The 24,527-nt window shown below is 73.2% G+C and carries 22 protein-coding genes and 1 pseudogene; 6 read left to right on the forward strand and 17 right to left on the reverse strand.

All coding sequences use genetic code 11. The annotated features are described in order from the left end of the window. Positions 1 to 55: 55 nt before the first annotated feature. The 5 genes and pseudogenes from proB to AOM03_RS04685 all read right to left on the reverse strand — a co-directional run. Positions 56 to 1,249, reverse strand: coding sequence for a glutamate 5-kinase (gene proB, locus AOM03_RS04665; RefSeq protein ID WP_082092107.1), 1,194 nt, complete (start codon positions 1,247 to 1,249; stop codon positions 56 to 58). Further along, positions 1,246 to 2,772, reverse strand: a complete 1,527-nt coding sequence (obgE, locus tag AOM03_RS04670; RefSeq protein WP_062378616.1) for a GTPase ObgE — start codon at positions 2,770 to 2,772, stop codon at positions 1,246 to 1,248. Before obgE ends, proB begins: the two co-directional genes overlap by 4 nt. A 123-nt stretch (positions 2,773 to 2,895) precedes the next feature. Further along, on the reverse strand, positions 2,896 to 3,147 hold the full coding sequence (gene rpmA / locus AOM03_RS04675) for a 50S ribosomal protein L27 (protein WP_062378619.1): 252 nt from the start codon (positions 3,145 to 3,147) through the stop codon (positions 2,896 to 2,898). Positions 3,148 to 3,161: 14 nt separating this feature from the next. Next, entirely contained in the window at positions 3,162 to 3,470 is a 309-nt protein-coding gene (rplU, locus tag AOM03_RS04680) for a 50S ribosomal protein L21 (RefSeq protein ID WP_062378622.1), read from the reverse strand. Positions 3,471 to 3,626: 156 nt separating this feature from the next. After that, positions 3,627 to 6,173: pseudogene (locus AOM03_RS04685) on the reverse strand (Rne/Rng family ribonuclease); the annotation flags it as partial. A 420-nt stretch (positions 6,174 to 6,593) separates the two neighbouring features. Between AOM03_RS04685 and AOM03_RS04690 the strand changes: the two are divergent. From AOM03_RS04690 to AOM03_RS04710, 5 genes are all read left to right on the forward strand, one after another. Beyond that, positions 6,594 to 8,075 (forward strand): cytochrome ubiquinol oxidase subunit I, encoded by a 1,482-nt coding sequence (locus tag AOM03_RS04690; RefSeq protein ID WP_062378626.1) that lies wholly within the window; start codon positions 6,594 to 6,596, stop codon positions 8,073 to 8,075. Positions 8,076 to 8,088: 13 nt separating this feature from the next. Beyond that, positions 8,089 to 9,111: a cytochrome d ubiquinol oxidase subunit II gene (gene cydB / locus AOM03_RS04695; RefSeq protein ID WP_062378628.1), complete on the forward strand. Its 1,023-nt coding sequence runs from the start codon at positions 8,089 to 8,091 to the stop codon at positions 9,109 to 9,111. Between the two features lie 7 nt (positions 9,112 to 9,118). After that, entirely contained in the window at positions 9,119 to 10,699 is a 1,581-nt protein-coding gene (locus tag AOM03_RS04700) for an ABC transporter ATP-binding protein/permease (protein WP_062378631.1), read from the forward strand. Next, positions 10,696 to 12,390, forward strand: coding sequence for a thiol reductant ABC exporter subunit CydC (cydC, locus tag AOM03_RS04705; protein ID WP_227589881.1), 1,695 nt, complete (start codon positions 10,696 to 10,698; stop codon positions 12,388 to 12,390). The genes AOM03_RS04700 and cydC overlap by 4 nt, the downstream gene beginning before the upstream one ends. 103 nt (positions 12,391 to 12,493) lie before the next feature. Continuing rightward, positions 12,494 to 14,086 carry a GAF domain-containing sensor histidine kinase gene (locus tag AOM03_RS04710; protein WP_162197262.1) on the forward strand — a complete coding sequence of 531 codons (1,593 nt, stop codon included), beginning with the start codon at positions 12,494 to 12,496 and terminating at the stop codon, positions 14,084 to 14,086. A gap of 187 nt (positions 14,087 to 14,273) precedes the next feature. On the opposite strand, the gene AOM03_RS04715 is transcribed toward AOM03_RS04710, so the two are convergent. The 12 genes from AOM03_RS04715 to AOM03_RS04770 form a co-directional block, all read right to left on the reverse strand. After that, complete coding sequence (locus tag AOM03_RS04715; RefSeq protein ID WP_062378635.1) at positions 14,274 to 14,891, reverse strand: response regulator; 618 nt, start codon at positions 14,889 to 14,891, stop codon at positions 14,274 to 14,276. Between the two features lie 19 nt (positions 14,892 to 14,910). Then, positions 14,911 to 15,909 carry a bifunctional DNA-formamidopyrimidine glycosylase/DNA-(apurinic or apyrimidinic site) lyase gene (gene mutM / locus AOM03_RS04720; protein WP_062378637.1) on the reverse strand — a complete coding sequence of 333 codons (999 nt, stop codon included), beginning with the start codon at positions 15,907 to 15,909 and terminating at the stop codon, positions 14,911 to 14,913. A 95-nt stretch (positions 15,910 to 16,004) separates the two neighbouring features. Then, on the reverse strand, positions 16,005 to 16,706 hold the full coding sequence (rnc, locus tag AOM03_RS04725) for a ribonuclease III (RefSeq protein WP_062378639.1): 702 nt from the start codon (positions 16,704 to 16,706) through the stop codon (positions 16,005 to 16,007). A gap of 29 nt (positions 16,707 to 16,735) precedes the next feature. Continuing rightward, a complete protein-coding gene (gene rpmF / locus AOM03_RS04730; RefSeq protein WP_062378643.1) occupies positions 16,736 to 16,930 on the reverse strand; it encodes a 50S ribosomal protein L32 in 195 nt (64 codons plus the stop codon). A gap of 2 nt (positions 16,931 to 16,932) precedes the next feature. Next, complete coding sequence (locus AOM03_RS04735; RefSeq protein ID WP_369345441.1) at positions 16,933 to 17,484, reverse strand: YceD family protein; 552 nt, start codon at positions 17,482 to 17,484, stop codon at positions 16,933 to 16,935. 125 nt (positions 17,485 to 17,609) lie between these two features. Then, positions 17,610 to 18,104: a pantetheine-phosphate adenylyltransferase gene (gene coaD, locus AOM03_RS04740; protein ID WP_062378646.1), complete on the reverse strand. Its 495-nt coding sequence runs from the start codon at positions 18,102 to 18,104 to the stop codon at positions 17,610 to 17,612. A 9-nt stretch (positions 18,105 to 18,113) separates the two neighbouring features. Then, on the reverse strand, positions 18,114 to 18,695 hold the full coding sequence (rsmD, locus tag AOM03_RS04745) for a 16S rRNA (guanine(966)-N(2))-methyltransferase RsmD (RefSeq protein ID WP_062378648.1): 582 nt from the start codon (positions 18,693 to 18,695) through the stop codon (positions 18,114 to 18,116). A 55-nt stretch (positions 18,696 to 18,750) separates the two neighbouring features. Continuing rightward, positions 18,751 to 19,179 (reverse strand): hypothetical protein, encoded by a 429-nt coding sequence (locus AOM03_RS04750; protein WP_156157613.1) that lies wholly within the window; start codon positions 19,177 to 19,179, stop codon positions 18,751 to 18,753. A 26-nt stretch (positions 19,180 to 19,205) separates the two neighbouring features. Next, a complete protein-coding gene (locus AOM03_RS04755; protein ID WP_062378652.1) occupies positions 19,206 to 19,736 on the reverse strand; it encodes a hypothetical protein in 531 nt (176 codons plus the stop codon). Beyond that, positions 19,733 to 20,308 carry a signal peptidase I gene (locus AOM03_RS04760; protein ID WP_082092110.1) on the reverse strand — a complete coding sequence of 192 codons (576 nt, stop codon included), beginning with the start codon at positions 20,306 to 20,308 and terminating at the stop codon, positions 19,733 to 19,735. Before AOM03_RS04760 ends, AOM03_RS04755 begins: the two co-directional genes overlap by 4 nt. A 22-nt stretch (positions 20,309 to 20,330) precedes the next feature. Then, entirely contained in the window at positions 20,331 to 20,906 is a 576-nt protein-coding gene (locus AOM03_RS04765) for a hypothetical protein (RefSeq protein ID WP_062378656.1), read from the reverse strand. 154 nt (positions 20,907 to 21,060) lie between these two features. Then, complete coding sequence (locus tag AOM03_RS04770) at positions 21,061 to 22,299, reverse strand: AGE family epimerase/isomerase (RefSeq protein WP_062378658.1); 1,239 nt, start codon at positions 22,297 to 22,299, stop codon at positions 21,061 to 21,063. 140 nt (positions 22,300 to 22,439) lie between these two features. Here AOM03_RS04770 and AOM03_RS04780 point away from each other — a divergent pair, with 140 nt between their 5' ends. Beyond that, positions 22,440 to 24,284, forward strand: coding sequence for a cellulase family glycosylhydrolase (locus tag AOM03_RS04780; protein WP_227589882.1), 1,845 nt, complete (start codon positions 22,440 to 22,442; stop codon positions 24,282 to 24,284). Positions 24,285 to 24,527 lie beyond the last annotated feature (243 nt).

The following is a 24,527-nucleotide window of genomic DNA, read 5'->3' on the forward strand; positions in this document are numbered from 1 at the left end:
TGTGGACAGGTGACGGCGCGGGCGGGCGCGGGCGCGTCGGGGCCGAGGCCGCGGGTCAGAGCACCACGAGGTGGTCGATGTGGATGAGCTCGCGCGCGTACGCGTCGCCCAGCACCTCGCCCAGGGCGTCCGTGGACAGGCCCTTCATGCGGTCCGCCTCCGCGGAGGAGAACCCCGCGAAGCCGCGCGCCACCAGCGTGCCGTCGAGGCCCAGCAGGTCGACGGGCTCCCCCGCCTCGAAGTCGCCGCGGATCTCCACGACCCCGGCCGCGAGCAGCGACGCCCGCCGGCCGCGCAGCGCGGCGACGGCGCCGTCGTCGAGCACGATGCCCCCGCGCGTGCGCGCGGCGTGCGCGAGCCACTCGAGCCGGTGCGTCTCGTGCTTGCCGGTAGGAAGGAACAGGGTGCCCACGTCCTCGCCGGCGACGGCGTCGGCCGCGTCGGCGGCGGAGGCCAGCACGACCGCCACCCCGGAGTTGGTGGCGATCGAGGCGGCCTCGACCTTGGTGATCATGCCGCCGGTGCCCACCTTGGAGCCGCGGCGGGACACGTCGATGCCCGCGAGGTCGTCGGGCCCGTGCACCTGGGCGATCCGCCGCGCCCCGGGGGTGCCGGGCTTCGCCGTGTACAGCGCGTCGACGTCCGTGAGCAGCACGAGCACGTCGGCGCGCACGGCCGTCGCCACCAGCGCCGCGAGGCGGTCGTTATCGCCGAACCGGATCTCGTCGGTCGCGACCGTGTCGTTCTCGTTGATGATGGGAACCACGCCCAGGTCGAGCAGCGCGCCGAGCGCCCGCCGCGCATTGCGGTAGTGGGCGCGCCGGATCATGTCGTCCGCGGTCAGCAGCACCTGACCCACGGTGAGCCCGTAGCGCGCGAAGGCGACGGTGTAGGCGTGGATGAGCGCTCCCTGCCCCACCGACGCGGCGGCCTGCTGCAGCTCGAGGTCCGTGGGCCGCCCGTCCAGCCCCAGCGGCCCGATGCCCGCGGCGATCGAGCCGGACGTGACCAGCAGCACCTCGCGCTCCTCCGAGCGCGCCGCGCCCAGCACGTCGACGAGCCGCGCGAGGCGCACCTCGTCGAGGGTGCCGTCCGGGTGGGTCAGGGACGACGAGCCGACCTTGACGACGATGCGCCGGGCACGGGCCACCTCGACGCGGCCGGGGGCCTCGGGGCGGTCGGCGCCGGCACCCTCGCGGCCGGGGGCCTCGCGCCCGGTCGCAGCCGCGCCCGCGCCCGCCTCGCTCACTCGTCGTCCTCGGCCGGATCCGTCCAGTGGCCGGCGTCGCGCTCGGTCCACAGCTCCTCGCGGGCCGCGGCTCGCGCGTCCATCCGCTCCTTGTGCTCGCGGCGCTTCTCCGCGCGGGTGGCGCGCTGGTGGCGCTCGTGCTCCTCGATGCGCAGGTCCGAGCCGCGCGAGCCGAGCAGCTCCGCGCCGGCGGCCATGGTGGGCTCCCAGTCGAAGACGATGCCGCCCTGGCGCGGGCCGATCACCACCTCGGAGCCGGGCACCGCGCCCGCCTTGAACAGGGCGTCCTCGACGCCGATGCGCGCGAGCCGGTCGGCCAGGTAGCCCACCGCCTCGTCGTTGGCGAAGTTGGTCTGCCTGACCCACCGCTCGACCTTGACGCCGCGCACCTGGTAGTAGTCCTCGGCGCCGTCGCGCACGTGCTCGACGGTGAAGCCCGAGTCGTCGACCGCCTTGGGCCGGATGACCACCGGCGCCTTCTCGAGGACGGGCGCCTTGGCGCGCTCCTCCTGGACCATGCGGGCGAGCGCGAAGCCCAGCTCGCGCAGGCCCTCGCGGCTCACGGCGCTCACCTCGAAGACGGGCATCCCGCGCGCCTCGAGGTCCGCGCGCACCATGGCGGCGATGTCGCGACCGTCGGGCACGTCGACCTTGTTGAGGATGATGATCTGGGGACGCTCGGCGAGCGGCACGCCGCTGATCGCCTCGTCACCCGAGTAGGCCCGCAGCTCCGCGGAGATGACGTCGAGGTCCGTGAGCGGGTCGCGGTCGGACTCGAGGGTCGCCGTGTCGAGGACGTGCGCGATGACGGAGCAGCGCTCGATGTGGCGCAGGAAGTCGTGACCCAGGCCGCGCCCCTCGGAGGCGCCGGCGATGAGGCCGGGCACGTCCGCAACGGTGAAGCGGGTGCCGCCGGCCTCGACCACGCCCAGGTTGGGCACCAGGGTGGTGAACGGGTAGTCCGCGATCTTGGGGCGCACGCGGCTCATGGCGGCGATGAGCGAGGACTTGCCGGCGCTGGGGTAGCCCACGAGCGCCACGTCCGCGATGGACTTGAGCTCGAGGACGATGGTCGCCTCCTCGCCCGGCTCGCCCAGCAGCGCGAACCCGGGCGCCTTGCGCTTGGTGGTGGCCAGCGCGGCGTTGCCCAGTCCCCCGCGGCCGCCCGCGGCGACCACGAGCTCCGCGCCGTCGCCCACGAGGTCCGCGAGCACCTCGCCGTCCTTGGTCTTCACGAGCGTGCCGTTGGGCACGGTCAGGCGCAGGTCCGGCGCGTTGGCTCCGTGACGAAGGTCACCGGCGCCCTGCTTGCCGTTCTCCGCGGTGCGGTGGGGCGCGTGGTGGTAGTCGAGCAGGGTCGTGGCCTGCGCGTCCACCACGAGCACCACGGAGCCGCCGCGGCCGCCGTTGCCGCCGTCGGGACCGCCCAGCGGCTTGAACTTCTCACGGTGCACCGAGGCGACGCCGTGGCCTCCGTTGCCCGCGGTGACGTGCAGCGTCACCCGGTCGACGAACGTGGCCATGGCTCCTCCTAGGAATGGCGAGGGACGATGCGGGGCCGGCCCCGTGCATCGTCCCCAGCCTAGAGACGCGTCAGGGGCGCTGCCTCGCGGCGCGCCCCTGACGGAAGTGTGAGTCGAGTGTGCTTACGCCTCGACGATGTCGACGACCTTGCGGCCGCGACGCTGACCGAACTGCACCGAGCCCGCCGCGAGGGCGAAGAGGGTGTCGTCCTTGCCACGGCCCACGTTCTCACCGGGGTGGAAGTGGGTGCCGCGCTGGCGGACGATGATCTCGCCGGCGTTGACGGCCTGGCCGCCGAAGCGCTTGACGCCCAGGTACTGGGGGTTCGAATCGCGACCGTTGCGCGAGGAGCTCGCGCCCTTCTTGTGTGCCATGAGTGCTTCCTCGCTTACTTGATGCCGGTGACCTTGAGACGCGTCAGGTCCTGGCGGTGACCGATGCGCTTGCGGTAGCCCGTCTTGTTCTTGTACTTGAGGATGTCGATCTTCGGGCCGCGCTCGTCACGAATGACCTCCGCGGTCACCTTGACCTTGCCCAGCGCCGAAGCGTCCGACGTGACGGTCTCGCCGTCGACGAGCAGCACCGGAGCGAGCTCGACAGTCGAGCCGGCCTCCGCCTGCATCCGGTCGACAACGACGATGTCGCCAACGGAGACCTTCTCCTGGCGGCCACCGGCCTTCACAATCGCGTACACCATGATCTATTCCTCGTGAAACTCGTTGTTCGATCCCTGGATGGGATCCGATTCCTGCCGCAGCCGCTCCCCCGGAGGGCGCAGGCAGGGCGATGGCGCTCTCGCGCCGACGCACTAATGTACCGGCTCGACCCGCCTCGGGTCAAACCGAACGGGCGCTCAGTCCTCGGCCGGCGTGTCGCCCGAGCCGGAACGGTCGGGAAGCACCACCGGGATGTCGAGCACGGGCTCGCCCGCGCCCGTCTCCGAGGCCGCCGCGGCGACCTCGTCGTCGTGGTGGTGCGCCTTCTCCGCGGCCGCCGCGATGGACGCGAGCGTCGCCTTGACGGCGGCGCGGGCCTCCTCGCGGTCGTCCAGCGCGTGGGTCTCCCCGTGCACCGGCGCCTGGTGGTGGTGCGCGTCCTTGGGCTCGCTCGTGGACTCATCCTTGGGCGGCTCGGGCTGCGACTGCTGCTTGCCGCCGCGGCCACCGCGACCGCCGCGCGAGCGGCGCGTCTCGGGCTGCTTCTCGCTCGCCTCCGCGACGGGCTCGCCGTGGACCAGGAAGCCCCGGCCCTTGCAGTGGTCGCACGTCTCGGAGAACGCCTCGACCAGGCCCTGGCCCACGCGCTTGCGGGTCATCTGGACCAGGCCCAGGGAGGTGACCTCCGCCACCTGGTGCTTGGTCCGGTCGCGGCCCAGGCACTCGATGAGGCGGCGCAGCACGCGATCGCGGTTGGCCTCGAGCAGCATGTCGACGAAGTCGACAACGATGATGCCGCCGATGTCGCGCAGGCGCAGCTGGCGCACGATCTCCTCGGCCGCCTCGAGGTTGTTGAGGGTCATCGTCTCCTCGAGCGTGCCGCCCTTGCCGACGAACTTGCCCGTGTTGACGTCGATGACCGTCATCGCCTCGGTGCGGTCGATGACCAGCGAGCCGCCCGAGGGCAGCCACACCTTGCGGTCCATGCCCTTGGCGAGCTGCTCGTCGATGCGGGAGTCCGCGAAGACGTCGCCGGTCGCCGTGTACTTGTGCAGGCGCGGCATGAGGTCCGGCGCCACCTGGCCCACGTACATGGACAGCGAGTTCCACGTGTCGTCGCCCTGGATGGTGAGCGAGTCGAAGTCCTCGTTGAAGATGTCGCGCACCACGCGGATGGCCATGTCCGGCTCGCCGCGCAGCAGCTTGGGGGCCTTGGCGCCCGACTTGGACTCGTCGAGGATGGTCTGCCACTGGCGCTTGAGGCGCTCGACGTCGGCGCGCAGCTCCTCCTCCGAGGCGCCCTCGGCCGCGGTGCGGACGATCACGCCGGCGTCGGCCGGGATGACCTCACGGAGCAGCTTCTTGAGGCGGTTGCGCTCGGTGTCGGGCAGCTTGCGGCTGATGCCGGTGACGCCGCCGCCGGGGACGTAGACCAGGAAGCGGCCCGCGAGCGAGATCTGCGAGGTGACGCGGGCGCCCTTGTGCCCGATGGGGTCCTTGGTGACCTGCACCATGACCTGGTCGCCGGGCTTGAGCGCGAGCTCGATGCGCTTGGCCTTGCCCTCGAGGCCGGCGGCGTCCCAGTTGACCTCGCCGGCGTACAGCACCGCGTTGCGGCCGCGGCCGATGTCGATGAACGCGGCCTCCATGCCGGGCAGCACGTTCTGGATGCGGCCCAGGTACACGTTGCCCGCCATGGACTGCTGCGCCTGGTGCGACACGTAGTGCTCGACCAGGACGTCGTCCTCGAGGACGCCGATCTGCACGCGGCCGTCCTTCTCGCGCACCACCATGGAGCGCTTGACGGACTCGCGGCGGGCCAGGAACTCGGCCTCGGAGATCACCGGGCGGCGGCGCTGGCCGTCGCGCGAGTCGCGGCGGCGCTGGCGCTTGGCCTGCAGGCGCGTGGAGCCCTGGAGCTGATCGTCGGAGCCGGAGCCGCCCGAGCCGCCCGAGCCGGAGCCCGATCCGGACCCGCCGGACGAGGAGCCCGACCGCGATCCACGACGGCGACGACGACGGCGCGAGCCGCCCTCGCCGGACTCGTCGTCCGAGCCGGCGTCGTCGGCGGAGTCCGCCGCGTCGGTCGAGGCGTCGTCCCCGGACCCGGCGTCGCCGCGCTCGAGGGCGTCGCCCTCGCCGGACTCGCCCTGCGCGGGGTCGCCCTGCGCCGACTCGCCGTCGCCCTCGCCGGGCGTGCGCTTCTTGCCGCGCCCGCGGCCGCCGCGCCGACGGCGGCGGCGCGAGCCGCCCTCGCCGGACTCGTCGCCCGCGTCGTCGGACGCGCCGGAGCCGTCGCTGGAGCCTTCAGAGCCGCCCTGCGCGTCACCCTGGGCATCGCCCTTGGCGTCGCCCTTCGCGTCGCGGTCGCGCTGCGGCGCGTCGCCGGAGGCGTCCTTCGCGGCCGGGGCCTCGGCGGGAGCCTTCGCGCCGTCGCCCTCGGCGGGCTTGGCCTTCTTCTTCTTGGCGCCGCCGGACTTCTTCTTCTTGGGCGCCGCCTCGCCGTCGGCCGGAGCATCGCCGGCCGGAGCATCGTCCCTGGCCGCCTTGGACCTCGACGCCTTGGGCTTGTCCTCGGCGGGCTTCTCCGCGGGGGCCGCCGGGGCGGCGAACGCGGGCTGGGTCGCCGGCTGGGCCGCGGCCGGCGGACCGGCGGGGGCCGATGCACGGCGGGGGCGGGCGGGCTCGGGCGCCTGGAACAGGGGTGCCGTGACCGGTGCGGTGGTGTTGTTGTCCTCGCTCAACGCGGGTACCTCGAATCGAGACCCTCCACATCGGGTCCCGACCTCATCGTCGTTCGCGGCTCGCCTCGGGCGGCCACGGAAGTCTGCTGGTCGCGTCAGTCAACCGTCACGAGCGCCTATCCCCGATGTCCCCGGGGCGAGCCTCGCGGGACCGGACGGGACTGGCAGCTGCGGTGCCGCTGACCTGCCGCGGGTGGACGCCCCATGTGGCCGGGCGCCTGTCCTGCCGACCATTCTGTCACATGACGCCCCGCAGACCTATTCTTTGCCTTCCCGCGGCGCGGCGGGCGGGCCCGCCCGTGTCATCAACGCCCCTGGTGCGCCACTAGACTGAAGGGCAGCCAGGGACCTTCGTCCCCCCACGCTCACGAGCGCCCGCGAGTAGCGTGAATGACAACTTCGTTGAGGAGGTCCCCGCTCATGGAAGCCCTCGAGCTCGCGCGGTGGCAGTTCGGCGTCACGACCGTCTACCACTTCATCCTCGTGCCGCTCACCATCGGACTCTCGGTCCTGGTGGCGATCCTGCAGACCGCCTGGGTCCGCACCGGCAAGGAGAAGTACCTGCGGCTGACCAAGTTCTACGGGAAGCTGCTGCTCATCAACTTCGCGCTGGGCATCGCGACCGGAATCGTGCAGGAGTTCCAGTTCGGCATGAACTGGTCCGAGTACTCGCGGTTCGTCGGCGACGTCTTCGGCGCGCCGCTCGCCATGGAGGCGCTGCTCGCCTTCTTCCTCGAGTCCACGTTCCTGGGCCTGTGGATCTTCGGCTGGGACCGGCTGCCCAAACGGCTGCATCTGGCCACCGTGTGGCTGTTCTCCATCGGCACCGTGCTGTCCGCGTACTTCATCATCGCGGCCAACTCGTGGATGCAGCACCCCGTGGGTGCGGAGTACAACCCGGAGACCGGCCGCGCGGAGATGACCGACATCATCGCGGTGCTCACCAACAACACGACGCTCGTGGCGTTCCCGCACGTCATCGCGACCGCGTTCCTGGTGGCCGGCACGTTCGTGGGCGGCATCGCCGTCTACTGGATGGTGCGGCGCTCGCGCGAGGACCGGCAGCACGCCGACCTGCCGATGTACCGCACCGCCGCCCGGTTCGGCGCGTGGGTGATGATGATCTCCGGCGTCGCCGTGATCGTCACCGGCGACGTCCAGGCGAAGCTCATGTTCGAGCAGCAGCCCATCAAGATGGCCGCGGCCGAGGCGCTCGTCGAGACGCCCGACGGCCCGGCCCCCTTCTCCCTGCTGTCGATCGGCAACCTCGCCGGCGACGATCCGGGATCGGTGAGCCACGTCATCGAGATCCCCGGCCTCACGTCCTACCTGGCGACGGGAGACTGGAACGGCGAGGTCCTGGGCCTGAACGAGCTCCAGGAGATCTACGCCGAGCGCTACGGCGCGGTCGACGCGAACGGCGACGAGATCGAGTACCGGCCCAACCTGCTGGTCACCTACTGGTCGTTCCGCCTCATGATCGGCCTCGCGGCGTTCTCCGCCGCGCTCGCGCTGGGCATCCTGTGGTTCACCCGCAAGAAGAGCCCGGGCATGCCGGGGTGGATGAAGACCCTCGCGCTCGTGTCGCTGCCCATGCCGTACCTGGCCGCGAGCTTCGGCTGGATCTTCACGGAGATGGGCCGCCAGCCGTTCGTGGTCGCGCCCAACCCGACCGGCTCGGATCAGATCATGCTCATGACCATGTTCGGCGTCTCCTCCTCCGTGAGCATGGGCGAGGTGCTCACCTCGTTCGTCCTGTTCACGGTCGTGTACGCGGTGCTCGGCGTGTTCTGGTTCCGCCTGATCCAGCGCTACGCGGTCGAGGGCGCCCCCCAGGTCGCCGAGCCCGCCGTCCAGTCCGACGACGACGACACGGCCAAGCCGATGTCGTTCGCGTACTAAGGAGTCCCCGCTCATGGATCTCGCACTCGTCTGGTTCATCCTCATCGCGGTCCTGTGGACCGGATACCTGGTGCTCGAGGGCTTCGACTTCGGCGTGGGCATGCTCATGCCCATCATCGGCAGGTCCAACAAGGGCCGCCGCGTGGTGCTCAACACCATCGGCCCCGTGTGGGACGGCAACGAGGTGTGGCTGCTCACCGCGGGCGGCGCGACCTTCGCGGCCTTCCCCGAGTGGTACGCGACCATGTTCTCCGGCTTCTACCTGCCGCTGCTGATCATCCTGCTCGCGCTCATCGTGCGCGCGGTCGCGATCGAGTACCGCGGCAAGATCAACGACGAGTCGTGGCGCGCGCGCTGGGACTGGGTGATCATCGGCTCCGCCTGGGTCCCGTCGATCCTGTGGGGCGTCGCGTTCGCCAACCTGGTGCGCGGCGTCAACCTGGACGCGGACCACCAGTACGCGGGCAACTTCTTCGACCTGCTCCACCCGTTCGCCCTGCTGGGCGGCCTGGTGACGCTCACCCTGTTCCTGTCGCACGGCTCGATCTTCCTGTCGCTCAAGACCGACGGGGAGATCCGCGAGCGCGCCGAGGCGTTCGCCAGGAAGGCGTCGCTCGTCGCGGTCGCCGTCGCCGCCGTGTGGGCCCTGTGGGCGCAGCTCGCCTACTCGCGCAACGCCTGGACGTGGGGCGCGCTCGTGGTCGCCGCCGTCGCGCTCATCGGCGCGTGGGTGTCCTCGCTCCAGGGCCGCTTCGGCTGGGCGTTCGCCTCCAACGCGGTCGCGATCATCGGCGCGGTGACGCTCATCTTCGGCGCCATGTACCCCAACGTCATGCCCGCGCTCGAGCCCGCGAACTCGCTCACGCTCGACAATGCATCGTCCACGGACTACACGCTCACGGTGATGACCTGGGTCGCGGCGATCATGACCCCGGTGGTGCTCGCCTACCAGGCGTGGACCTACTGGGTGTTCCGCCGCCGCCTGTCGCTCGAGCACATCCCCGAGCACACCGAGCTCACGTTCCTCAAGCGCTAGGGAGCCCATGCGTCCACTCGATCCGCGGCTGGTCCGCAGGATCGGCCCGGCCCGCCGCTACATCATCGTGACGGCGGGCCTCGGCTTTGCCACGGCCGTGCTGATCCTGCTGCAGGCCCTCCTGCTCGCGCGCCTGCTCGCGCCCGTCCTCGCCCCCGCGCCCCTCGACGGGGACGGCCTGGGCTGGTGGGGCCGCCTGGTGCCCGAGTCGACCCGCACCCTCGAGACGGGCCTGGCGTGGCTCGCCTGCGTGGTCGCCCTGCGCGTGCTGCTCGCCTGGCTCCAGGAGCGGCTCGCGCACCGCGCGGGCGTGGCCGTCATCTCGCAGCTGCGCGAGGCGGTGGTCGCGCACGTCGCCACCCTGGGCCCCCGGTGGGCGGCGAGCGGCCGCGGCACGGACGTCGCGACCCTCGTGACGCGCGGCCTCGACGACCTGCTCCCCTACTTCGTGCGGTACCTCCCCCAGCTCGCGCTGTCCGCGACCGTCACGCCCGTGATGATCGTCGTGGTGCTCGGGCTGGACTGGCTGTCCGCGGTCATCGTGGTTACGACGCTGCCGCTGGTGCCGGTCTTCATGGTGCTCGTGGGCCTGCTCACCCGTGAGCGCTCCGAGCGCCACCTCGCCGCGATGCAGCGCCTGGGCACCCGCACGCTCGACCTCATCGAGGGCCTGCCGACGCTGCGCGCGCTCGGTCGCGAGCGCGGCCCCGCCGCCCGCGTGCGGGCGCTCGGCGAGGCGCAGGCCAAGGCCACCATGGGCTCCCTGCGCATCGCGTTCCTGTCGGGCATGGTGCTCGAGCTGCTCACCACGCTCGCCGTCGCGATCGTCGCGGTGACCATGGGCTTTCGGCTCATCGGCGGCGGGATCGGCATCGAGACCGCCCTCGCGGTGCTGGTCCTCGCCCCCGAGGCGTACCTGCCGCTGCGCAACGTGGGCTTCCACTTCCACGCGTCCGCGGACGGCCTCGCCGCCGCCGACTCGGCGTTCGGCCTGCTCGAGGATCCCTCCGCCGCGGCCGCGCGCCGGGGCCTGGGCGCCGCGCCGGAGCTGCGCGGCGCCACGCTCGAGGTCGAGGGCCTCGCGGTCGCCACGCCGGACGGCCGCCGCCTCGCTCCCGGATCCCTGTCCTTCCAGGCGGAGCCGGGCCGCATCACCGCGCTGCGGGGCCCCAACGGGGACGGCAAGTCCACCGCGCTGCTCGCGGTCGCCGGCCTGCTGGCCCCCGATGAGGGCCGGGTGGCCGTGGACGGCAGGACCGTCCTGAGCGCCGATGCGGCGGTCGAGGAGTCCTCCTGGCTCGCCCAGGTCGCGTGGGTGCCGCAGCGCCCCGACCTGGGTCCGGAGGGACGCACCCTGAGCCTGGGCCAGCGCCAGCGCCGCGCTCTCGAGCGCGCCTTCACCTCGGGCCGCCCGCTGGTGCTCCTCGACGAGCCCACCGCGCACCTGGACCGCGCCTCCCGTGCGCAGATCCTTGCGCGCCTGCGCGCGCTCACCGCGGCCGGCGCCACCGTCGTGGTCGCGACCCACGAGGCGGAGGTCCTCGAGGAGGCCGATGCGGTGGTCGACGTGACGGCGGTCCTCGCGTGAGCGCGGCGACCCGGGCGGGCCGCCCGGCCCCCGGCGCGGGCGCGGCCCCGGCGACCCGTGCATCGTCCCCCGAGCCCGACCGCCGCGTCCTGGCGCGGGCGCTGCGCGACACCGGCGTGCGGCCCTGGCCCGTCATCCGCGCCGTGCTCGCCGGCACCATGGCGCTCGGCTCCGCCGTGGGCCTCGCGGCGACCGCGGCGTGGCTCATCGCCCGCGCCGCGCAGATGCCCTCCCCCGCGGACATCGCGCTCGCGGCGACGGTGGTGAGGTTCTTCGGCATCAGCCGCGGGCTGTTCCGCTACCTCGAGCGCCTCGCGAGCCACGACACGGCGCTGCGCGGCGTGGTCGAGCTGCGCGAGCGCGCCTACGACCGGCTCGCGGCCTCCGGCGCCCGCACGGTGCTGGGGCTGCGCCGCGGCGACCTGGTCGCGCGCATGGGCGCCGACCTCGACGCCGTGGGCGACGCGGTGGTGCGCGCGCTCATCCCCGTGGGCGTGGCCGTCACCGTGTCGACCATCGCGGTCGCGATCGTGGGCGTCATCACGCCCGTCGCGGGCGTCGCCCTGGCCGCGTGCCTGCTGCTCGCGGCGGTCGTGCCGGCGGTGCTCACCCACCGCTCCGCGCGGATCGCCGCGGTCGCGGGCACCCGCGCCCGTGCCGAGGTGACCGCGACTGCCCTGTCTGCGATGGACGGCGCCGCGGAGCATCGCGTGTGGGGCGAGACGCGGGCCGCGGCTTCCGCGCTCGAGGACGCCGACCGCGACGCCGAGCACGCCCAGGAGCTGGCCGCCCGGCCGGCCGCGCTCGCCGCTGGGTCCCAGGCGCTGTTCTCCGGCCTCGCCCTCATCGCGCTCGTGGCCATCGCCATCCTCGCGGTCCAGTCCGGGGAGCTCGGCGGCCCGCTCGCGGCCGTTGTCGCGCTCCTGCCGCTGGCGGCGTTCGAGGCCGTCGACGCCGTGCCAGCGGCGGCGATGCAGTACCACCGCTCGGCGGCCGCCGCCCGGCGACTGTCCGCGTTCGACGGCGCCGGGGCGGGCTCCGACGCCGACCGTCACCGTGCATCGTCCACCCTCGACCTGGACGGGCTGCGGGCCGCCTGGCCCGGCATGGAGCCCACCCGGCCCGTCACCGCGACCGTGCGGCCGGGCGAGGTGCTCGCGGTCATCGGGCGCTCGGGCGTGGGCAAGACGACCCTGCTCACCACGCTGGCGGGGGCCCTCGAGCCCGCGTCCGGGAGCGTGCGGCTCGACGGGGAGCCCGCGGGCGAGGCGGACACCGGCGTGGTGGCCGCGATGACCGCGGAGGACGCGCACGTGTTCGGCACCACGGTGCTGGAGAACCTGCGGGTCGCGCGCGGCGACGTGTCCGAGGCGCAGGCGTGGGACGCGCTCGACCTCGTGGGGCTCGCGCCGTGGGTGCGGGGGCTGCCCGACGGGCTGGAGACCGAGGTGGGGCCGGGCGGCCACAGCGTGTCCGGCGGCGAGCGGCGGCGCCTGCTGCTCGCGCGCGCGGCCCTGTCCCCCGCGCCCGTCCAGCTGATCGACGAGCCGGCCGAGCACCTGGACGACGACGGCGCGACCGCGCTGCGCGCGATGGTCGCCCGCTGGCGCGGCCAAGGCCGTACCGTGGTGCTCGTCACCCACGACCACTCCCTGCTGGACGTGGCCGACCAGGTGGTGGACCTTGACTGACCGCGCCGCGGCCGTTGACGGGGCCACTGCCGCCTACCCGACTGTTCCCCACCCGACCGTTGCCGACCCGACTGTTCCCCACCCGACCGAGGAGGACGTGCCCGTGTCCGACGCGCTGACCGATGCGATCGTGGCCCTCAACGCGCAGCTGGACCTGCCGCACGTGCTGGACCGGTTCCTCGCGGCGGCCACGGACCACACGGGCGCGAAGTACGCCGCGATCAACGTGCTCGACGCCGAGGGCGTGAGCGTCGACTTCCACTACCGGGGCATGTCCGCGGAGGTGTGGCAGCGGCTGGGGCGTGCCCCCAACTCGGTGGGCGTGCTGCACCAGATCCCCGCCGAGGGCGTGCTGGTGCTCGAGGACCTCACCCAGCACCCCGCGTTCGGCGGGCTGCCGCCCGGTCACCCGCCCATGGGGTCCTTCATGGGCGCCTCGCTCAAGGTGCGCGGCTCCGTCTTCGGCTACCTGTACCTCGCGAGCAAGGACGGCGGCTTCACCGCCCGCGACCAGGAGGTGGTGGGCGCGCTGGCGGCCGCCGCATCGGTCGCGATCGACAACGCCCAGCTGTACGCGAAGGCGCTCGAGCGCGAGCGCTGGCTCGCGGCCTCCCAGGACATCACCACCGCGCTGCTGGCGGACCCGAGCAGCGAGGAGGCGTTCGACGAGATCGTCACGGCCGCCAAGGACCTCGCGGGCGCGAGCCACGCGGCGCTCGTGCTGCCCGGCGTCGACGGCGCGTGGACCATGGAGATCACCACGGGCGAGCGCGCGCACGAGCTGCTCGGGCTCGACCTGCCGCAGGAGGGCCAGGCGGTGAAGGCCATTCACTCCGGGATGGGCATCATCTCCGCGGAGCCGCCGGGCACCTACGTGCTCGAGGTGGTGTCGACCTTCGGCCCCTCGCTGTACGCGCCGCTGCGCGCCGAGCACCGCACCGTGGGCCTGCTCATGCTGTGGCGCGACCGCGGCATGGCGGCCTTCGCCCCCGAGGACCTCGCGATCGCCCAGCGCTTCGCCAACCAGGCCGCGATGGCGCTGTCCGTCGCGGAGCTGTCGCACGTGCGCAACATGACGCAGATGCTCGAGGAGCGCCAGCGCCTCGCCGACGACCTGCACGACTTCGTGTCGCAGGAGCTGTTCGCCACCGCGATGCAGATCGAGGCTGTCGCGGACGAGGTCTCCCCCTCCCAGCGCGAGCGCCTGGTGCGCACGCTGGGACACATCAAGCGCGCGCAGCACGAGGTCCGCGGCGTGATGGGCACGCTCGCCGGCCAGCGCACCTCCGAGCCCATCTCCGAGCGGATCCGGCGCGAGCTGGTGATGGCGCAGGACTCGCTGGGCTTCACCCCAGTGGTGCAGGTCGACTGGGCCGAGGTGTCGCACGCAATCGCGGGCGACCCCACGCTGTCCGACGACGTGGTCGCCGTGCTGCGCGAGATGCTCTCCAACGTGGCCCGGCACTCGGGTGCGACGGCCGTGACCATCTCGCTCGACGCGCCCAAGGGCCGTCTCGTGGTGCAGGTGACCGACGACGGGATCGGCCCCGGCGGGGCGACCAACCGTCACTCGGGGACGTCGAACCTCGCGAACCGCGCGCTGCGCCGCAACGGCACCTTCACGCTCGCGCCGGTGCGCCCCAAGGCCGAGCGGCCGGGCACCGTGGCCGAGTGGAACGTGGAGGCGGCTGGCTGAGGCCCGGCCCGCCACCGCGGGGCTGCGCGCGCCGCTCGCGCTGCTCCCGCGTCACTGCTCCACACACGCCACCGCGAAACCGCCGCGGATTCGCTGATATCCGCGCGACACGCCGTCGACACGCCGAGCGGTGTGTGGAGCAGTGTCGAAAACGTGTGGAGGGGTGACGCGGTCCGGGACGGAGAGGTCAGCCGCGGAAGGAGTGCGCGCGCTTGGCCGTCGCCCAGGCGACCACCTGGGTGCGGCGCTGCAGGCCCATCTTCGCGAGCACCGAGGTGACGTGGTTCTTCACGGTCTTCTCGGCGATGCCCAGCTTCTCGGCGATCTCGCGGTTCGCCAGGCCGGCGCCCACGAGGTCGAGCACGCGACGCTCCATGGGGGTGAGGCGGGCGACCACGTCGTCCTCGTGGACGGTGATGTGCTGGCCGTGCTCACGACCGGTGGCCGCGTCGCGGACCGCCTGGAGCACCTCGGGCGAGCCGGCGGTCTTCGCGAGGAACACGTCGGCGCCGGCCGCGCGGGCGGCGGCGCGCGCCTCGTCGTCGTCGTAGCTGGTGAGCACCACGATGCGGGTGTCGGGCAGCTTGTGGCGGACGTGGCTGATGACGTCCAGGCCGGTGCCGTCGGGCAGGCGCAGGTCGGAGAGGATCACCTGAGGACGCACGGCCTCGGCGCGGCGCACCGCCTGCGCGACCGTGGAGGCCTCGGCGACGACGGCGATGCCGTCCGCACGCTCGAGAATGTCGCAGATCCCTCGCCGGACGACCTCGTGATCGTCAAGAACCAGCACTGTGATGTCAGACATACCCGGAATGCTACCGCGTCTAGGACCTTTGCCCCTCACGACGCGCAGCCCATCTCCGCTGGCATCGCGCGCACCAGTGCGTCGACCGCCCGCCGATGGTCTCGCGCCGCAGCGCCGAGCCGCACCGCGAGCACGGCTCCCCCGCCCTCCCGTACGCCTCGAGCGAGCGCGAGAAGTACCCGGATTCCCCGTTCACATTGACGTACAGGGCGTCGAAACTGGTGCCTCCCTGGGCGAGCGCGCGTCCCATCACCTCACGCACGGCCTCGAGCAGCGTGCGCGCGGACGATGCGGTGACGGCCCTGGCGGGACGCTCCGGGTGGACGCGGGCGAGCCAGAGCGCCTCGTCGGCGTAGATGTTGCCGATCCCGCTCACGACCGTCTGATCGAGCAGGACCTGCTTGATGCCCCGGGTCCCGCGCCGGAGGGCGCGCGAGGCGGCGACCAGGTCGAGCGCCGGGTCGAGCGCGTCGCGCCCGATGTGGGCCACGGAGGCGGGCAGCACGGGCATCGACGTCCCGAGCCCGCCCGGGCCGCCGTCGGGGGTCGCGACGAGCGGCTCGGCGTGCAGGTAGCCGAACGTGCGCTGGTCGAGGAAGTCGAGGGTGAGGTCGGGCTCGGCGAGCGTGAGGCGGGCCCGACAGTGCCGGTGCGGCTCCGGAGCCTCGCGGCCCACGGCGTCGTGGACTCGGAACTGGCCCGACATGCCCAGGTGGGCCGACAAGGCGAGGACGGGCGGCGCGGAGGCGCGCGGCGCATCGTCCACGGACCCTGCATCGTCCACGGCCCCTGCCCCTGCCCCTGCATCGTCCTCGGACAACTCCGCCCAGAGGAACTTGCCCCGGCGGACCAGCCGCGCGAGGCGCGCGCCCTCGACCAGGGCGGCGAACTCGGCGGCGCCCCCGGGCAGGAGCCGCACGCACGAGTCGCGGCGGATCTCGACGCGGGAGATGCGGGCGCCGGTCACGAGCGCGGCGAGGCCCTGCCGGACGGTCTCGACCTCGGGCAGCTCAGGCACGGGTCAACTCAAGCACAGCCCGACTCCAGCACGGCCCAACTCCAGGACAGTGCGGATCGACCTCCGCGCACCGCGGGCACGCGCGGGCCCGCGGATCAGGTGGCGGAGACGTCGGTGAGCGAGGCGTACGCCTGCGCGGCGGCCTCCTGCTCGGCGTGCTTCTTGGCCGTGCCGGTGCCGGTGCCGCGCGGCTCGCCCTTGAGCAGGACGGTGGCGGTGAAGAGGCGGGCGTGGTCGGGGCCCTCGCCCACGACGTCGTAGACGGGCGCGCCCAGGCCGCGCTCGGCGCAGGCCTCCTGGAGCGACGTCTTCCAGTCGAGCGCGACGCCGGAGGTGGCGGCGGCCGCGATCAGGTCGCCCACGTGCCGCATCACCGCGGTGCGGGCGACCTCGAGGCCGTGCGTGAGATAGATGGCGCCCAGGATCGCCTCGAAGGCGTCGCACAGGATCGAGTCCTTGTCGTGGCCGCCGGTGGTCCGCTCGCCCTTGCCCAGCAGGACGCAGGGTCCCAGCTCGAGCGCGCGGGCGGCCTTGGCGAGGGAGCGCTGCGAGACGATCGCGGCGCGCATCTTCGCGAGCTCGCCCTCGGGCAGGTCGGGGTGGGTGCGGTATAGGTGCTCGGTCACCACGACGCCCAGCACCGAGTCGCCCAGGAACTCCAGGCGCTCGTTGGTGGGCAGGCCGCCGGCCTCGTAGGCGAACGACCGGTGAGTGAGCGCGAGCACGAGCAGATCGGGATCGATGTCGACCCCCACCCGGGCGATCAACGCGTCAGCGGCGTCGTGTCCGGGTGTCATCTGCTCGTGCTCGCGGAAGGCTCGGTAACTCAGCCCTCGTGCTCGGTGCGCAGCGCCTCGACGTACTGGCGGCCGTTGTAGGCGCCGCACGACGGGCACGCGGTGTGCTGCAGCTTGAGGGCCTTGCACTGGGGGCACGTAGCGGTGTTGGCAGCGGTGGTCTTCCACTGCGAACGACGCGCACGGGTGTTGCTGCGCGACATCTTGCGCTTCGGAACAGCCACAGCTAACTCTCTTTCTCGTCGAACAGTCTCTGGAGGGTCGACCACCGGGGGTCGAGGTCCTCGTGGGCGTGCTCCGGATCGTCCGCGAGCCGCGCGCCACACTGGTCGCACAGCCCCGGGCAGTCCGGGGTGCACAGCGGCGTGAACGGGAGGCTCGTCACCACCGCGTCCGTCACCACCGTTTCGAGTTCCAGGACATCGCCCTCGAGCTCGAACAGGTCCTCCGCGTCCCCTTCATCCTCGTCGCGCTCGGCGTCGGGATAGGCGAACAGCCCCTGCACGGGCGCGGCCACATCGTGGCGCACCGTGTCGAGACAGCGTCCGCACTCCCCCGTCGCTTGCGCGATGACGGTTCCGGAGACCCAGATGCCCTCCTGCACCGACTCGAGGCTCAGGTCGAGCCGCACGTCGGAACCGGCGGGCACCCCGATGAGATCCGTGCCGAGGTCCGTGGGGGCCGGGAACGTCGTGTCCACCATCCGCTGGGCGCCGGGGCGTCCCATCAGATCGCGCACTACGAGGTCGAACGGTGAGGTCGCAGGGTGGTGTGCCACGTGCGCCTCCCGAGTCGTTCCGGCCCTTGAGGACCACGGCCCGCGCCTCACGGCAGGGCCAGCGCAATACTGTACGCGATGGAGGGCTCCCACTCAAGTCGGGCGCCCCTGGACGATGCGCGGGTTCAGACCCGCTCGCGCTCCTCCGCCGCGACGGCGGCGGAGACGGCGTCCACGACGCCGTCCGGGACGTACCGGGAGATGCTGCCGCCGTGGCGCGCGATGTCCCGCACGAACGACGAGGCGACGTGGCTGAGCGCGTTGTCACCCGTGATGAACACCGTCTCGATGCCCGTCATGGAGCGGTTCATGAGCGCCATGGGGCGCTCGTAGTCGTAGTCCGTGCCGCCGCGCAGGCCCTTGACGATCACGCCGGCGCCCACCTCGCGGCAGAAGTCCACGAGCAGCCCGTCCACCGGCATGACGTCCACGCCCTCGAGCGGGGACACGGCCCGCCGGGCGAGCTCCACCCGGGCGCCCACGTCGAGCATGGGGGTCTTGGCGGTGTTGTGGGCGACGGCGACGATCACCCGGGAGAACATGGCTCGCGCGCGGGTCGCGATGTCCACGTGTCCCCAGGTGACGGGGTCGAACGAGCCGGGAAAGACGGCGGTGGTCATGGCACGAACCTATCGTTCGCCGGGGTCGCCCTCCAAAGCGCCTGGCACGGCCTCCGCGTAGTGGATCGCGGTCTCCCCGTAGGCCTTGCTGGCGACGGGCTCGAGGCCCGCGGGCCACGGCGCGTCGCCCGCGCGGGCGGACCACTCGAGCACCACGGCACCCCCGGGGACGATGCGCGGGGCCAGGGCCGCGAGCACCGCGGCCAGGTCCGTGGCCGGGATGTCGTAGGGCGGATCCGCGAGCGCGAGGTCCCACTCCTGATCCCCGCGGGAGAGGAAGGTGGCCGCCCGCTCCTTGGCGACCTGGACGCGTCCCCCGGCGCCCAGGTCGCGGACGTTGCCGCGGATGACCCCGGCGGCCCGCGCATCGGCCTCGACGAAGGTCGCGGAGGCCGCGCCCCTGCTGAGGGCCTCGAGCCCCAGGGCGCCGGAGCCGGCGAACAGGTCGAGCACGCGCGCGCCGCGCAGCAGGTCGGCGTGGTCGAGGCGGCTGAACACGGCCTCGCGGACGCGGTCGGTCGTGGGGCGGGTGCCGCGCGGGGGGACGGCGATGCGCCGGCCTCCCCACTCGCCCGCGATGATCCTGGTCATGGGGCCAGCGTAGGGGGCGGCGGCGCGGTGCGCTCCTGCGCACTTCTCCGCGCGGCTACGCCGCGGGCACGCAGATGCGCACCGTCGCGGGGGTCCCTGCGACGACGGATCCGCCGGCGCCGCGCCCGGTCACCAGCAGCGAGTCGCCGTCCGCGACCGCCGAGCCGGGCGTGACGCTCACGTCCGCGAGCGTGAGCCCCGCGAACGGCGGCACCGTCGTGTCGAGTCGCAGGCTCCAGGCGAGGGGAGCGGCGGAGTCGGTGGTGATCGTGACGACGGCGCACGGCCGCTGCCCCTGCACGACGGACTCGACCGCGATGGCCACTCCCTGGACCTCGGTCGTGATCACGCCCGCGAACGGATTGTCATCCCAGTAGCCGGCCGACACGACCGCGGTGACGGCGACCTGGTCGGTCCAGGCCGCGGAGGTCCGCGTCGTCGCGAGGCCGGCGATCGCGAGGAACGCGACAGCCAGGCTCGTCACCGCCGCAGTCGCCGCCGCGCGCCGCGTCATGGCGCGCGCTCCGCGCGGCGCCGGCCGCTCCAGGCGAGAATCCCACCGGCACCCAGCGCAGCGACCGCGAGCGCCACGAGCGGCCAGCGCACGGCGCCGCCGGTTGCGGAGAGTTCCCCGGCCTGCATCAGCGTCACGAGGCCGACCGCGGTGCCCGTGCCGGAGGCGAGCCGGGGCAGCGACGCCGTCACGGTGAACGTGTAGCCGCCGGCCTCCACGCGCTGCCCGGCGGCGCCGGGCGTGACGTCGATGCACCCGTCCGCCGCGCACAGGGCCGCGGAGATGTCGAGTTCGCGGGCGATGCCACTGAGCTCGATCCACTCCGAGCTCGTGACCACGGCGTCCACCGGCACGTCCAGCGCAGCGGTGCCGGTCGCGACGTCGCCGGGGCCGAGCGTGCCCAGGTCCACCGTGGCGGCCGCGGAGATGGGCGCGGCGTACGTCGTGCGCGCCTGCGTCGCGGCGAGCGCCAGCGTCGCGACGGCGAAGACGGCGACGGCCGCGGCGACGAGCGCAGCCCTGCTCACCGCTCCCCCGCCCCCGTCGCCGGCTCGGCGACCGTCGGGCGATCCCCGGCCCGTGCATCGTCCCCGGAAACGGCGGGGCGGCGCGGATCGCGCAGCAGCGCGAGCACGACGAGCGCCGCCACTCCTGCCAGCCCGGGGATCACGACGCCCGGCGTGCCCAGGGACATCACCCAGCGCCCCAGCTCAGGCACCTGCACCTGCGGCGTCCAGACGGGCCCCTCACCCACGTAGGGGACGGGATCATCGTCGTCGTTCGCGTCGCCACGCATCACGATCTCCCAGGCCTCGCCCTCGACCTCGATCGAGACGATGCGGTGGGTGACCAGGACGCCCGTCTGGGGGCTCACCATGGTTGCCACGTCACCGACGGCAAGGTCCGCAGGCGCGGCGCGGGTCGCGATGAGCAGGTCGCCGGTCATGATCTGGGGCTCCATCGAGCCCGAGATGACGATGAGCGGCTTGACCAGGCCCACCTGGGTCGCGGCCCACAGCCCGCCCGAGAGCACGCCGACGGAGGCGGCCACCCAGAGGGCGGCGCCGCCGAGGGTGCGCAGCACGCGCGTGAGCGTCACAGACGGAGGCGAGGGGGCCGGGTCAGGACGCGGTGCCGGTGAAGCTCAGGAAGAAGGAACCCGTGGCGCCCACGTAGCTGCGATCCCAGTCGGGTGCCGTCACCGTGACCGTCGCGGCGTACTCGGCGTAGACGCCGGTCGAGGCGTCGTAGGCGGCCAGGACGACGCCGTCCGTGTCGGTCACCGCGACATCCGCGGGGTCGTCGGCGTCGGAGGCGGTGAGGTCCAGCGTGCCGTCGAACAGGTCGCCGACGAGGGTCACCCCCGGCGTCGCCAGGGTGATCTCGGTCGAGCCCGCGTTGCGGAGGAGGACGTCGAACTGGCGCACCTCGCCCGGCAGGAGGTCCTCGAACTCCGCGACGTCGATGACCACGACTCCCGAGGTGTCGCTGGCCTCATCATCGTTCGCGTCCTCCCAGGAGACTCCGCCGTCGGCGCTTCCCTGGAGGTCGAAGGTCGCGGCCGAGGCGTCGGCCACGAACAGGACGGTGTCGGTCCAGGCGGCGGAGGTGGCGACCGCGCCGATGCCGACGACCGCGATGCCTGCGAGGGTGATCTTGAGTGCGGTGCGGCGCTTGCCGCTCTGGTCGTGGGGCATGGGGCTCTCCTCAGCGCACGTGGGATGTGAACCGGAGACCGGCGCCCGTGTACGCACCGACCAGCGGTAACGGCATTATTACGACGCCGCCACCCCCCGCGTCAAACCGTGTGACACAGGTCACACGGGCGGGCGCCGATCGCATCGGAGCGAGCTAGCCGATGCGGCGCATCACCTCGAGGCACGCGCGCACGTTGTGATACGGGTCCCTCCAAGGTCCCATCTTCACGTCGCCGGCACCCTCGGTCATCACCCGGTTGTCGGGGTCCAGCCGGGCGTGCCAGTCGCCGTGCTCGCGGTCGACCAGGTGTCGCTCGATGAAGTCCCAGGCGCGGATGGCCGCGGCGCGATCCTCGCGACGGCCGCCCAGCTCGTAGGCGGCGAGCCATCCGACCACGCCCTCGGCCTGCGTCCACCAGTGGCGCTCGCGGTCAACGGCGCCGGTGTGGTCGCCCAGGTAAGGAACGGCGCCGTCGGCCTCGAGCGCGCGCTCCCGCACGGCCTCGGCGAGGTCGAGGGCGACGCGGCGCGCACGGCGTTCGAGCCCCGCGTCCGCGATGCCCGCCGCCGCGATCTCCCGCCAGGCCTCCTGCACCAGCCAGGACGCCTCGAGGTCGTGTCCGTAGGTCACCGCGTCCGAGAGCGGGCGCCACCGGCGGTCGAAGTAGACGGCCGCATGGGGGAAGGGCTCGGCGCGCACCACGTTGTTGAGGAACGTGCGCAGCAGCGCCGTAAGGGACGCGGCCACGCGGGCGTCGCCGCTCGCGCGCAGCAGCTCGGTGAGCGCCTCGAACACGTGGATCTGGGTGTTGGTGGTACGAGGAACCGTGGGGTCGGCGTCGGACAGCGCGGTGCGGTCCGTCGGGGTCCAGTCGCGGGCGAGGGCCTCGGCGTAGCCGCCGCGCTCCTCGTCGAGCGCCGCGGCCTCGAGGGCGCGCGCGAGCCACAGGGCACGGTCGAGCGCCTCGTCGTCGCCGGCCACCCGCGACCACCGCGCCAGGGCGAGGATGGCGAAGGCCTGCGCGTACACCTGCTTGCGGTCGTCGAGCACGGCGCCGTCGCCCGCGGTCGCCCAGTAGACGCCCCCGTAGCGCGGGTCCCACATCCGGTCGACCAGGGTGCCCAGGGCGAGGCGGGCGGTGGTGAGGTAGCGCTCACGGCGTTCGGGGAGCGCCTCCGCGGCCGCGGCGAACGCCCACAGGATGCGCGCCGCCACCACCGAGTGGCGCGGCCCGTCCCGGTACTCGAGGTCCCGCGTGACGACGCCGCGGAGGTTCCCGTCGGCGTCGAACGCATGCCGCTCCCAGAAGGGCAGGATGCCGTCCGTCAGCTGCGCCTGCGCCAAGGCGCGCAGGCTCGCCAGCTGCACATCGGAGCGGTCGAGCGGAAGCACGGCGACTACTCTAAGCACCCGGCGGGCCCGACAGGGAACGCCATGCCATCGGTGCCGCACCCGGTGGCGGCGCGTTGCCTGAGTCGATGTGTGGAGAGCAAGTGAGTTTTCGTGTGGCCGCGAGGCGGGTTCCCCGCCCCGTGTGGATCGTTGCCGGCTGCGTCGGACTGGTCGGCCTGGGCGTGGGAGGCACGCTGATGGTGACGTCGCTCGCGGGAGGCGCCGCGGCGGAGCCCGGCGCCGGACCGTCCGAGGCGTCGTCGCTTGCCTCGCCCGGCGCGGCCTCGCCCGGCGCGGCCTCGCCCGGCGCGCCCGCCGGCGCCACGCCCTCCCCCGCCACCTCCTCCGCGGCCGCGGACGCGCCCGCCGTGTGCACCGTCTCCGCTGCGATCGAGAACACCTGGGAGGGCGGCTTCCAGGCCGCGCTCACGATCGAGGCGCACGCCGCCCTCGAGGACTGGTCGGCTTCGCTCGACCTGGGCGACGCGACGGTCGACGCCGCGTGGAACGCCACGCTCGCCTCGGGCGCCACGGGCCGCGCCACCGCCGGCGCGGTCGACTACAACCGCGCCCTCGCCGCGGGCGACGCCGTGGACTTCGGCTTCACCGCGTCCGGCGACGCGCCCGACGCGCTCGCACAGGGGTGCGACGGCGCGGCGACCGGCGCAGACGGCGAGGCGGAAGCCGGGGCGGGCGGCGCATCGTCCCCGGTCTCGAGCACGGATTCGTCCACCCCCGCCGCGGATGTCCCGCCGGCGACCCCGGGCGACGGCGACGACTGGCTGCGCACGGACGGCAACCGCATCGTCGACCTCGACGGGAACCAGGTGTGGCTCACAGGGGCGAACTGGTTCGGATTCAACACGTCCGAGCGCGTGCTCCACGGCCTGTCCAACGCGGACATGGACGCGATCCTCGACCAGGTCGCGCAGCGCGGACTGAACGTGCTGCGCGTGCCCATCTCGACGGAACTGCTACTCGAGTGGCGTGCGGGCGAGGCCCAGGTGCCCAGCGCGATCAACCAGGCCGGGCCGCAGGCGGGGCTCACGACACTCGAGGTGTTCGACGCGTTCCTCGCGGGATGCCGGGAGCGCGGCGTCAAGGTGATCCTCGACGTGCACTCGGCGGAGGCCGACAACATGGGCCACATGGCGCCGATGTGGTTCTCAGGGTCCGTGTCCGCGGCGGACTTCGTCACGGGCTGGGAGTGGATCGCCCAGCGCTACCGCGAGGACGACACGATCCTGGGCTTCGACCTCCAGAACGAGCCGCACGGGCAGGCCGACGAGTCCCCGCGCGCCAAGTGGGACGGCTCGCGCGACGCGGACAACTGGGCGCACGTGGCCGAGTCGCTCGCACTGCGGCTGCTCGAGATCCACCCGGACGCGCTGGTGCTCGTCGAGGGGATCGAGATCTACCCGCGCGACGGGCGGTCGTGGGGCTCGACGGATCGCGAGGCGTACTTCTCCACGTGGTGGGGCGGAAACCTGCGCGGCGTCGCGCGTCACCCGCTGGACCTGGGCGAATACCAGGACCGACTGGTGTACTCGCCGCACGAGTACGGGCCGCTCGTGTACGAGCAGGAGTGGTTCAGGGGCGCGTTCTCCCGCGAGTCGCTCGAGCACGACGTGTGGGGCCCCAACTGGCTGTACATCCACGACCAGGAGGTGGCGCCGCTGCTGATCGGCGAGTGGGGCGGGCGCCTGGGCCAGGACGAGCGGCAGGACCGATGGATGGAGGCGGTGCGCGACCTCATCGTGGACCGGCGCCTCCACCACACGTTCTGGTGCGTGAACCCCAACTCCGGCGACACCGGCGGACTGCTGCTCGACGACTGGGCGAGCTGGGACGAGGAGAAGTACGCGCTGCTGCGGCCCGCGCTGTGGCAGGACTCTCAGGGTCGCTTCGTGTCGCTCGACCACCAGGTGCCACTGCCCGGCGGGGTGACGGTCACGGAGTTCTACGAGGCCGGCGGGTCGCTGTAGGGCGATCGTCTCCAGGCCGCCCGCGCCCGCGGCCCGCGCCCCTCTCCACGCGCCCCTCTCCACCCGACCCCGTTTCCCCTCGAATTGGTACGTGGTGGTCTCTTTCGCGAGGTGGCTGCGCCTGAGGGGTAGCTGGTTGTCGTGTGGCAGGGCTGAGCCGACTCGTCGGTAGGAGAGCGTGGGGGTTCTCTTCGCGGCGCTAGCCGAATTCATGCGTTTTGGACGGGCGGTTCGCGCTCCGCC

The sequence above is a fragment of the Demequina pelophila genome (genome assembly GCF_000971175.1).
Taxonomy (GTDB): domain Bacteria; phylum Actinomycetota; class Actinomycetes; order Actinomycetales; family Demequinaceae; genus Demequina; species Demequina pelophila.